This is a genomic window from Streptomyces sp. NPDC059456, assembly GCF_042750055.1.
Lineage (GTDB): Bacteria > Actinomycetota > Actinomycetes > Streptomycetales > Streptomycetaceae > Streptomyces.
Map to the genome: position 1 here is coordinate 858 of NZ_JBHYVA010000008.1, position 11,108 is coordinate 11,965.

The window sequence follows — 11,108 nt, forward strand, 5'->3', positions numbered from 1 at the left end:
CCGCGCCTCCCACTCCCCGCACATCTCCCCCCTCTACCGTTGTCTTCCCCCCCCGGGGGGGTGGTGTCTCACGACCCCCACCCCGCTCTTTCATTGCGGTGATTACGGTTGTCGCGTTCTTGCCGTGGCGTGTGGCCGCCGGTGTTACGGGGCGAGGTCGGTGGGCCTCGGCCGGGTCCGTGCGGAACCGCCGTCCAGCAGGACCCGGGCGATCCGCTCGCTCGCGCGGCCGTCCCACAGCTCGGGGCAGCGCGCGGCCGGCGGATCGTCCAGCACCCGGTGCACCGTGGCCGTGATGCGCTCCGGATCGGTGCCCGCCAGGACGTTGGTGCCCTCTTCGACGGTGATCGGCCGCTCGGTGTTCTCCCGCAGCGTCACGCAGGGCACACCGAGCGCGGTGGTCTCCTCCTGGACGCCCCCCGAGTCGGTGAGCACCACCCGGGCGGAGTCCTGGAGCGCGATGAAGTCCAGGTACCCGGCCGCCGGCACGACCTGGATCCCGCCGGGGACCCCGATCTCCGCCAGCCGCTGCGCCGACCGAGGGTGCACGGGCAGCAGCAGCGGACAGCGGCCGGCGATCTCGCCCAGGGCCTTCAGCAGTCCGCGCAGCGCCGCGGGGTCGTCCACGTTGGCCGGCCGGTGCAGGGTGACCAGGCCGTATCCGCCCCGGCTGAGCCCGTACCGGTCCAGGACGTCCGAGGCCCTGGCGCGTTCGAGGTTGGCGAGCAGGGTGTCGATCATGACGTTGCCGACGACGTGGATCTGGTCCTCCCGGTACCCCTCCGACCGCAGGTTCGCGGCGGCGTCGGGGGAGGGCGCCAGCAGGTAGTCGCTGACCCGGTCGGTGGCGACCCGGTTGACCTCCTCCGGCATGCTCCAGTCCCGGCTGCGCAGGCCCGCCTCCACATGGGCCAGCAGCGGGCCGGCCTTCGCGGTGACCAGGGCGCAGGCCAGGGTGGAGTTGATGTCGCCGACCACCACCACCGCGTCCGGGGCCAGCTCGTCGACGAGCGGCTCGAAGGCCGCCATCACCCGGCCGGTCTGCTGGGCGTGGCTGCCGGACCCGGCACCCAGGTACCGGTCCGGGGGACGGATGCCGAGGTCGCGGAAGAACACGTCGTTCATGGACTCGTCGTAGTGCTGCCCGGTGTGGACGAGGACCACTTCGGCGCCGTGCCGCTCCAGCGCGTCCATCACCGGTTTGATCTTCATGTAGTTGGGCCGTGCTCCGGCCACGCAGATGATCCTGGGCATGGTGTCAGAGCACCTCCACGGTGGGTCCGGAGAGCCGGTTGCGGCAGTCGAGCACGAAGGAGGCGTGCTCGGTGACCATCGCGTAGTCGAAGGAGTCGTGGTCGGTGAGCAGGACGACCACGTCGGCCGCCGCGAGCTCCTTGCGGGTCGGTTCGACCCGCACGAGGCGGGAGTCGACCTTGATGCCCTCCACCACGTGCGGATCGGCCGCGCGGACCTTGGCGCCCATGTCCAGCAGCAGCTGCGAGACGCGTACCGCAGGCGACTCCCGGGCGTCGCCGGTGTTCTTCTTGTACGCCAGCCCGAGCAGCAGGATCTTGGAGCCGTTGACCGAGCGGCGCTTCGTGTTGAGCGCGTCCATGACCCGGCGCGCCACGTACTCGGGCATGTGGCTGTTGATGTCGTTGGCCAGCTCGACGAAGCGGAAGCTCTGGCCGAGCTCGCGCTGCACCCGCCAGGACAGGTACGAGGGGTCGATCGGCAGGCAGTGGCCGCCGACCCCGGGGCCCGGGGTGAACTTCATGAAGCCGAACGGCTTGCTGGAGGCCGCCTCGATGGCCTGCCACACGTCGATGTCGAGGTGGCGGGCGAACATCGCTATCTCGTTGACCAGGGCGATGTTCACGTGCCGGAAGGTGTTCTCCAGCAGCTTCGCCAGTTCGGCCTCCTTGGGGGAGCTCACCGGCACCGTCTTGTCGACGAGCTGTGCGTAGAAGGACTCCACGGCCTTGAGGGAGGCGGCGTCCACTCCGGAGACGACCTTGGGCGTCTGCTGGAAACCCCAGACGGTGTTGCCCGGGTCGATGCGCTCGGGGCTGTAGCCGAGGTGGAAGTCGGCGCCGGCGGTGAGGCCCGAGCCGTCCTCCAGGATCGGGCCGAACAGCTCCTCGGTGGTGCCCGGGTACGTGGTGGACTCGAGGACGACGGTCGCGCCGGGCCGCAGGAAGCGGGCCAGGGTGTGCGCCGACTCCTCGATGTACCGCAGGTCGGGGGCACCGTCCTGTAAGGGGGTCGGGACCGTGACGACCGCGACGTCGAACCCGCCGCAGTCGCGGGCGAGTTCACTGGGCGTGTAGGAGCCGCGTTCCAGCGCCCGGGTCAGCCGTTCGGAGGAGACGTCCTCCACGTACGACTCGCCGGCGGTGAGGCTCTTGACCCGCCGGGCGTCCACGTCGTACCCGATCACTTGGTGTCCGACCTCGGCGGCCCTGATGGCCAGCGGGAGGCCGACGTATCCCTGTCCCACGACGACGACGCGCATCAGTGACTCCTGTTCGCGGAACCGGCAGACGGTGTACGGCGGATGAGTTCCCGCACCGTCATGAGGAGGAAGGCGGTGTTGGTGGTGAGGTAGCGCTTGCCGAGGCGGCGCGGCTCCTGGAGGGCGCGGTAGAACCATTCGAGGCCCATGCGCTGCCAGACCGCGGGGGCCCGCTTGGTGATGCCGGCCAGGATGTCGAAGGAGCCGCCGACGCCGTGCACCACGTGGGCGCCGGTGCGCTTGCCGTAGCCGGCGGTGAAGATCTCCTTCTTGGGCGAGGTCATGCCGAGGAACAGCAGCCGGGCGCCGCTCTCCGCGACGGCGTCGGCGATCGCGCCCTGGTCGGCGTCGTCGAAGTAGCCGTTGCGGCTGCCGGCCACGCGCAGGGCCGGGAAGCGCTCGGCGATCCGGCCGAGCATCAGCTCCAGTACGTCCTGCCGGGCTCCGAGCAGGTAGACGGGGACGTCCGCGGTTTCGGCGGCGGCCAGCAGCCGCATGAACAGGTCGATTCCCGCGACCCGTTCGGGAAGCCGTACGCCCAGGACCCGGCCGGCCCACACCACGGCCTGGCCGTCGGCCAGTACGAGGTCGCAGCCGGAGACCGCCGCGGCGAGGCGCGGGTCGCGGCGCATGTTGACCAGTTTGGCGGCGTTGACCATGCCGATCTCGATCTGTTCGCCGCGCCGTACCGCCTCCAGGCAGCGCTGCACGGTCTCGTCCATGGTCAGGGCGTCGAGGGTGACCCCGAACAGGGTCCGGCGCGGGGGTGCTTGCAGGCTCATCTGCGCGGCCCCCCGAGCCAGGCGTGGAGCAGCCAGCCGAACTCGTACGGACGGCACTCGCGGTCGATCACGACGGGGCGGAACATCCGGTCGAGCGGGGAGAGCCGGGCCTGCGGCGCCACCTTGGTGGTGAGCCCGCGGGCGGCGCGGACGGCCTTGGCGGGGTCGCCGCGGTAGACCTTGCGCCAGGTGACGCCGTACTTCTCCAGGATCATGGGCTCGCGCGGCGTGCCGTCGGGCCCGCTGATCTCGGGGACGTCCGTCATCCAGCGCAGCCCGCGGCGGACGGCGGCGCCGAAGTCGGTGCCGCCCGCGTCGGCGAGGTCGAAGAGCGCCGTCGGGGCCATGGCGTGCTGGTGCACGCTGTAGACCGGGTAGCCCTCCACCACGCCGCCGGTGCGGGCGTCGTAGTGCCACCACCACTGTCCGCCGTCGCCCTGCAGTGCACAGATCCGCGCGGCGCAGGCGTCGGCGGCCGCGAGGGCCTCCGGGTCCGAACCGCTCGCGTGCAGCCGGGCCAGCGCCTGCAGCGGGTACGTCTGGTCGGCGAAGCAGGCCACGTGCGAGCGGTATCCGGGGACCAGCCCGGGCCCGGTGGCGTGCGGGAACAGCGGGCCGTCTTCGGCCCTGGCCGCGAGGAGGCGGTCGCGGGCCGCCGCCAGGCGGTCCTCCACGTCCACCGCGGTACGGGCCGCGGCGAGGGCGGAGAGCACCCAGGCGGCCTCGACGGTGTACTGCGGACGTCCGGGGACGTCCAGTGCGGCGACCCGGGCGAGGGCGTCCGCGAGCTTGGGGTGGCCGGTCTCGGCCGCGGCCCAGGCGATGAGCGCCGCGTCGCCGAGGTTGGTCACCGCGGGGAGCTGCTCCACCAGCAGGCCCGTGTACTCCTCGACGGTGTGTCCGCCGAACAGCGGGCGCTGCCGGTCCTCGGGCAGGAACCGCGCCCCCAGCGCGGTGATGGCCGCGTACCGGGTGCTGGTTCCGCGCGCCTCCATCCGGCGGACGCCGTCGGAGGTGACCGTACCCACCCGGGTGAAGACGAAGGTGTCGGCGCCCGGCAGGTACATCCCGGGCAGTCCCGCCTCGGCCAGCGCGAGCAGCCGCCCGGCGAGCGCGTGCAGCGACGGGTCCTCGTGGGCCAGTGCCTCTAATCGTGTGGTGTTCACCGGGTCCCCACCCCGGTTCCCCCTGTGCTGCGCGCACTTCGCATGTCCGAGCTGTACGGCTCCAACACACCTACCCCCTCTGATCGCTCCTCGGACAGACCTGGCGGTCGTCGTTCCGCGGAAGGGAGTGCGCATGACGACGCACGTGCCGGCGGTGTGTTCCCCCCGATGGCACGAACCGTCCGGGGCCGCCCACTGGATCCCCCCAGCGATGCCCCGGACCGGAGCACGCGGACGGCAGCGTCGGGCGGGCGCGTAGCGCGCCGTCCGTCACCTGGTCCGCGATGCCCTCGTCGTGTACAACCCCCCACTGAACAAAGCCTGTTGCCTGCTCAGATCCCGTGTACAGGGACAAGGTATGCCCAAGGGTGTTCGTTGATTGCGGTTTTGAGGAAATGCCACCGACTCAAATTTGCCGACGAACCGTCAGTTCCGTTCCAGCAGGGACCCGTCCTTCTCGACGTGCAGCGCTCCGGTGCGCGGGCACTCCCACACACCCGGTTCGCCCTCCCGTTCCACCAGGCGCACCCCGGCCCGGCCCACCCAGCCGATGCGGCGCGCCGGTACGCCTGCGACCAGTGCGAAGTCCGGTACGTCCCGGGACACGACCGCGCCGGCCGCCACCAGCGCCCACCGTCCGATGCGCACCCCGGCCACGCACACGGACCGGGCCCCCAGGGAGGCCCCCTCGTCCACCACGACACCGGCGGCCTCCCAGTCGCCGCCGCGCTTGAGCCGGCCGTCCGGATCGACCGCCCGCGGGTAGAAGTCGTTGGTGAGCACGGCCGCCGGCCCGATGAACACGCCGTCGCCGAGTACCGCGGGCTCGTACACGAGGGCGTGGTTCTGCAGCTTCACGTTGTCGCCGATCCGCACGCCGGGCCCGACGTACGCCCCCCGCCCCACGATGCAGTCGCGGCCGAGCCGCGCGTCCTCCCGTACCTGCGCCAGGTCCCAGACCGTGGTCCCGTCGCCGAGTTCGGCGCTCTCGTCGACCTGGGAGGAGGGTTGAATGCGGATGCTCACGCGGCGGTCCCCTTACGGCTGGAGGTACGGACGTAAGGGGGGAGCATATGCGCCGCGCGGGGCGCCCGCCCGGGAGATCAACCGACTGTTCACACACCGGACTTGGGGTGGACGACGAGGGTTCCGTAGGCCGCCAGGGCGGTCGCCGGGCCGGCCGGGCTCCCCTGGCTCCCCGGGCCGGCCGGGTGGTTGCGCAGGGTGCCGTCGAGGAAGACGAGGCTCGCGGCGGCGGTGATGCGCGACCCCTTCGTGCGGTCCGGGGAGCCGACGAGCGAGGGGAGCGGCGGCAGGTAGAGCGGCGCGTCGGTGAAGGTGAGGTGCGCCGCTCCGGGGACGGTGAGGCGGTAGCTCGTCGCCCTGCTGAGCCCGAGGACACGGGTGAGGTGCGGGAGGTAGTCCGGGTCGGTGTCCGGACCGATGGCCTGGGTGAGCGCGAGCACCGGCTGGGGGAAGGGCTGCGGATCCGGGTCGTGGGGGAACCCGTCCAGGTCGATGACGGCGGCGAACCCGGGGTCCTGGCGGGCCGCCTGCAGGGCCGCGCCGCCGCCGAGCGAGTGGCCGGCCGCCGCGACGCGGCCGGTGTCGAGGCGCCCGGCGAGGGGACCGGGGACCGCGCCGCCGTCCGCGCGCTCCAACCGGGCCCGTACGAAGCTCAGGTCGGCCGCACGGACCGCCGTCCACCGGGCCGCCCGCCTCTCGTCCTCCGCGTCGTCGCCCGTGGCGGAGACCTCCGTACGGACCGTGCGGCCGTCGGCGAGCACCACCGCCGCCGAGTCGTAGGGGTGGTCGAGGCCGACGACGACGTAGCCGTGGCTCGCCAGCTCCTCCGCCCAGGCGGTGTTCTGCGTCCGTACGCCGCCCAGCCCGGGGGAGAACAGCACGACGGGGAACCGCTCCCCGCCGCCCGCCGCCGGGGCGTCGTACACCGCATGCGTACGGGCGCGCGGCAGGCCGTCCAGCAGCATGCCGGGAAGCCCGGAGTACTCGGCGAGCGCACCGGAGACCACACGTGCCTCCTGCTCCGTACGTCCCAGGTACGGGGCACGCCGGCTGCCCGCGGGGGACTGCCGGGCGGGATACCAGAACTGGGCGACGACCGTGCGCCGGTCCTCGGGCGCGGCGGTGGCGGTCTCGGGGCGCTCCGGGTCGGTCAGCTCCAGCACGCTGGTGCCGACCGCGAACCGGCCGGTCGGCTCGGGGAACACCGGTGTGGGCAGCGCCCAGGCCGCCCCCGAGCCGGCGGCGATCAGGGCGAGGCACACCACCGACCCCGGCAGCGCCAGCCACCACGGAGCCCGGCGCGCGCGCCGCCGCAGCAGCGGAGCCAGCGCGAACGGGAGGGCGGCGGCCGCTCCGGCCAGCACCGGCACCATCTGCCACCGCATCCCGAGGACGCCGAGCACGGCCCCCGGCACCGCGACGACGGCCGGCGCGCCGAGGGTGACGGTCCGCCGCGCACGCGGCGGAAGCCACCGCGCCAGCACCAGCGCGACGGCACCGAATACCAGAAGCCATTCCCAGGGGTTCATCGCCTTCACACCGCCATGGTCGGGGCCCCGGCCGGACCGCGGCGTCCCCCTCGGGTCGGGCGGCCCCTGCGACCTGAGTCGCATTTCTTTTGTCATATGCCTGTCGCGCTGCGCGTATCCGTGCATATGGTGTTGCTCCGGACCATCCCGGGCACACGGCCCTCCCGCACTCCCCACGGGAGGGCCGTGGCGCGCCGCCCCGCCCACGCCGGCGAACCCCGCAGCCCGGGCCGCGGCTCCCGCGCGAAAACCGCTGTGCGGATGCGGTGTTCGGTTGACAGGGTGGGACCATGAACGACCCGCATGCATCCACACCCGGTCCCGACGACCCCGCCGTCGCGACCGTCACCACGCCCCTCACCGCGGACCTCCTGCGCGGCGCGCTCGACCTGGAGCGCACCGGCCACGGCGTGCTCCCGCACCGGCTGCCGGCGTGGGCCCGCGCGCAGAACACCGACGGGCAGCTGGCCATGGCGCAGGCCCAGCCCTCCGGCGTACGGCTGGCGTTGCGGACCCGGGCCACCGTCATCGAGCTCGACACGCTCCGCACCAAGATGGCGTACGTGGGCGCCCCGCCCCGCCCCGACGGCGTGTACGACCTGATCGTCGACGGGCGCCTCGCCGGCCAGGCCTCGGTGACCGGCGGCAACGTCCGCGAGGTCGACATGACCACCGGATCCGTGGAGAACCGGCCCGGCCCGATCGGCACCGTACGGTTCGCGGGCCTGCCCGGCCGGCCCAAGGACGTCGAGATCTGGCTGCCGCACAACGAGATCACCGAACTCGTCGCCCTGCGCACCGACGCCCCCGTCGCACCCGCACCGCGGGGCAGCCGCCGGGTGTGGCTGCACCACGGCAGTTCCGTCAGCCACGGCTCGGACGCGGCGAGCCCCTCCACGACCTGGCCGGCGCTCGCCGCCTCCCTCGGCGACGTGGACCTGGTCAACATGGGCTTCGGGGGCAGCGCCCTGCTCGACCCGTTCACCGCCCGCGCCATGCGGGACACCCCGGCGGACCTGCTCAGCGTCAAGATCGGCATCAACCTGGTCAACACCGACCTGATGCGGCTGCGCGCCTTCACCCCGGCCGTGCACGGCTTCCTCGACACCCTCCGCGAGGGGCACCCCACCACGCCCCTGCTGGTCGTCTCGTCCGTCCTGTGCCCCATCCACGAGGACACCCCCGGCCCCAGCGTCCCGGACTTCAGCACCCTCAGCGCCGGGAAGCTCCAGTTCCGCGCCGCGGGCGACCCCGCGGAGCGCGCCGCCGGGAAGCTGACGCTGAACGTCATCCGGGACGAACTGTCCCGCATCGTGAAGCAGCGTGCGGCCGAGGACCCCCACCTGTACTACCTGGACGGCCGCGAACTCTACGGCGAGGCCGACTTCGCCGAACTGCCGCTCCCCGACCAGCTCCACCCGGACGCCGCCACCCACCGCCGCATCGCCGACCGCTTCGCCGCACTGGCCTTCGGCCCGAGCGGCCCCTTCACCCCCGTCACGGCCTAGCCGCCGGGGGGGGGGGGGGGGGGGCGCGCGGCGGGGGGGCCCGGGGGGGCCCGGGGCCCCGCGCCGCACCGGGGCGGGGTCAGGGCGACGGGCTGACCTGGACCGTGGTCAGGGCGCCGCCGGAAGCCTCCTTCACCACCGTGATCCGGGTCCCCGTGTCCGGGACCCTCACGCCCACCTGCGGCAGGTCCGCGTTCCAGTACCCGCCCTTGCGGTCGTCGAAGACCGCGACGCCCGGCCGTGCCGGCACCAGGACCGGCACGCCGGCCTTGTGCAGCACGATCTCGTCGCTCGGACGCGTGGAGAACGTCGCGTCGAAGGTCTGCGCCCGGGCGTTGAGCAGGGAGCCGTCCGCGTTCCGCAACGGCTCGGGCCGTGCGTCGACGGGCAGCAGCAGGCCGGCGCCCGGGTGCGCCTTCGTGGTGTTGTCGCTGTACGCCGTGTCCCAGAGCCAGATGAGCACGCCCTGCTGGTACGGGTAGAACTCCACGGTGTCGTTGCCCGCGCCGAAGTTGTACGGACCGGTCTTCAGGTAGGACCCGTAGCCGGTGTAGCGCCGGTTCTCCACCAGGTAGGCCCGCGGGTGCTCCGCGCTCCCGGTCCGGCCGTCCGTCCGCGACCAGTGCTGCGCCGTCCAGCCGTGGTCGCCCTGTTCGGCGCCGTCGTGCAGCAGCTCGCGCCCGTCCGCCGTGATCCGGATGTCGTCGAACGTGACGCCCTTGCCGTGCGTGTTGCCGTCCGAGGTCACGCGCAGCCGCAGCTGGATCCCACGCCCGGCGAACCCGTCCAGCGGCACGGAGAGTCCGGCCCAGCCGCCGGAGGTGCCGGAGATCCCCTTCGGCGGTACGGCGGCGCCGCCGACCGTGCCGGGCAGCGCCGACCAGGTGGTGCCGCCGTCCGTGGAGGCCTCCACGGTCAGGAAGTCGAAGTCCTGCTCGATGTCGTACCAGACGCGGGCGTCCAGCCGGGCCGCGGGCGCCCCGGTCAGATCGACCGTCCGGGTCAGGGTGTTGTCCATGAGGTCGCCGGTGCCGCTCCACCACTGGCTGCCGCCCTCGTACGGGTCGGTCAGGTCGGTACGGGTCACCGACGGCGGCAGGTGGACCAACAGGGCCTGTGGATCCTCGGTGTTGTAGCCGGACACCCCGAGCACGGCGCGTGTCCTGCGCCCGGCGTCGGCCTCCGTGTACTCCAGCCAGCCCAGTTGCAGCTTGCTCCACGGATCGAGGTCGCCGGGGAAGTCGCCGGTGGTGTTGCGCCCCTTGCCGAGGTAGGAGGCCGTGGACATCAGCGACCAGAAGTTGACGGCGTTGTCCCCGTCGGAGCTGTACAGGTCGGGCAGTCCGAGGTCGTGACCGAACTCGTGCGCGAACAGCCCGACTCCGCTGTTCTCGCCGCCGGTCAGGTAGTCGCCGGCCCAGATGCCGGAATCGCCGACCGGTGTGCCGCCCGCCTTGTTGCCCCTGGGGCCGGCGCTGCCCGCCTGGTCCCAGTACGCGAACCAGCGGTGCGCCCACACGGCGTCCTTGCCCTGGTCGCCGCCGCCCCAGGTCTGGTCCTTGCCCGCGTGGACGATGACGAGGTGGTCCAGGTAGCCGTCCGGTTCGTCGAAGTTGCCGTCGTGGTCGGCGTCGTACCGGTCCCACACGTCGTACTCGGCCAGTTGGGCCCTGATCTCCTCCGGGGTCCGGCCCTTGGCGCGCTCGGTGTGGTACCAGGCGTTGGTGGCGTCGCGCACGAGGTCCCAGTTGGTGCGGCACTGGCCGGGCTCGGCGCAGTTGTCCGTCCCGTAGCGGGCCTCGTTCCACGGCAGCCGCACCCAGTCGCTGACCTGGCCGTCCATGTCGTAGCGGCCGGAGGACTGCAACCGGTAGTAGTTGCGCAGCGTGACGGCGCCGGGATCGGTGCCGAAGAACTGCTGCTGGTAGTAGGCCTGGCCGAAGTCCTTGCGCCACAGGGTGTGGTTGTCGGTCTTCGCGGGCTTGGCGATGGTGTCGTGGCGGGGGCCCGGGGTGCCGCCGAAGCGTGGCTTGCCCTCGTACTCGGTGGTGGTGTCCACCTGGTCGCCGAACTCGGCCAGGATCACGAAGACCTTGTCCTTGCGCTCCTGCGCGAGTTCGACGTACCGCTTGCCGACCGCGGCCCGGCGCGGGAGCGTGCCGTCCGCCTCGGCCGGCGTGGTGCCCGCGGCGACGCCTTCGAGGGCCTGCCGGCGCAGGCTCTGGCGCTGGAGCTCCAGCGGGGCGGCCGGCGGGGCGGGGGACAGTTCGGGGGCCTGCTGCGCCGCCGCGGGGGGCGGTGCGGGCGCGGCGAGCGCGGGGGTGGCGAGGAGGGCGAGGGATATCGCCGCTACCACCGCGGGTAGTCTGCGCAACGTGACGCACCTTTCGGTGAGTTGGGGTCGAAGCGCAGGTAATATTTCACATGTCACAGGTGACGGCTAGGGCGCATGGGGCGGTGCGATCGCGGTCCGGACATGAGTTCGCCGCGGGGGGCGCGGGGGGGGGTCCACCCCGGCGAAGCCGCGCCGGGCGGGGGTGGGTTCACCCCGCCCTGCCGGGGGGCGTCCAGAAACAGCACAT

General features: G+C 72.9%; 8 protein-coding genes. 1 reads left to right on the forward strand and 7 read right to left on the reverse strand.

Features of this window, described 5'->3' with window-relative positions:
* Positions 1-144 precede the first annotated feature (144 nt).
* From wecB to ACFXA3_RS01945, 6 genes are all read right to left on the reverse strand, one after another.
* Positions 145-1,254: a non-hydrolyzing UDP-N-acetylglucosamine 2-epimerase gene (wecB, locus tag ACFXA3_RS01920; RefSeq protein WP_385180522.1), complete on the reverse strand. Its 1,110-nt coding sequence runs from the start codon at positions 1,252-1,254 to the stop codon at positions 145-147.
* Positions 1,255-1,258: 4 nt separating this feature from the next.
* Positions 1,259-2,515: a nucleotide sugar dehydrogenase gene (locus ACFXA3_RS01925; protein ID WP_385180524.1), complete on the reverse strand. Its 1,257-nt coding sequence runs from the start codon at positions 2,513-2,515 to the stop codon at positions 1,259-1,261.
* Positions 2,515-3,297 (reverse strand): WecB/TagA/CpsF family glycosyltransferase, encoded by a 783-nt coding sequence (locus tag ACFXA3_RS01930; protein ID WP_385180525.1) that lies wholly within the window; start codon positions 3,295-3,297, stop codon positions 2,515-2,517. The genes ACFXA3_RS01925 and ACFXA3_RS01930 overlap by 1 nt, the downstream gene beginning before the upstream one ends.
* Positions 3,294-4,463 carry a hypothetical protein gene (locus ACFXA3_RS01935; protein WP_385180528.1) on the reverse strand — a complete coding sequence of 390 codons (1,170 nt, stop codon included), beginning with the start codon at positions 4,461-4,463 and terminating at the stop codon, positions 3,294-3,296. Before ACFXA3_RS01935 ends, ACFXA3_RS01930 begins: the two co-directional genes overlap by 4 nt.
* A gap of 426 nt (positions 4,464-4,889) precedes the next feature.
* Entirely contained in the window at positions 4,890-5,489 is a 600-nt protein-coding gene (locus ACFXA3_RS01940) for an acyltransferase (RefSeq protein WP_385180531.1), read from the reverse strand.
* Between the two features lie 89 nt (positions 5,490-5,578).
* Complete coding sequence (locus tag ACFXA3_RS01945) at positions 5,579-7,018, reverse strand: alpha/beta hydrolase family protein (protein WP_385180584.1); 1,440 nt, start codon at positions 7,016-7,018, stop codon at positions 5,579-5,581.
* A gap of 290 nt (positions 7,019-7,308) precedes the next feature.
* Between ACFXA3_RS01945 and ACFXA3_RS01950 the strand changes: the two genes are divergently transcribed.
* Positions 7,309-8,526, forward strand: coding sequence for a GDSL-type esterase/lipase family protein (locus ACFXA3_RS01950; protein ID WP_385180534.1), 1,218 nt, complete (start codon positions 7,309-7,311; stop codon positions 8,524-8,526).
* A 79-nt stretch (positions 8,527-8,605) separates the two neighbouring features.
* On the opposite strand, the gene ACFXA3_RS01955 is transcribed toward ACFXA3_RS01950, so the two are convergent.
* Positions 8,606-10,900 carry an immune inhibitor A domain-containing protein gene (locus ACFXA3_RS01955; RefSeq protein ID WP_385180537.1) on the reverse strand — a complete coding sequence of 765 codons (2,295 nt, stop codon included), beginning with the start codon at positions 10,898-10,900 and terminating at the stop codon, positions 8,606-8,608.
* Between the last annotated feature and the right edge of the window lie 208 nt (positions 10,901-11,108).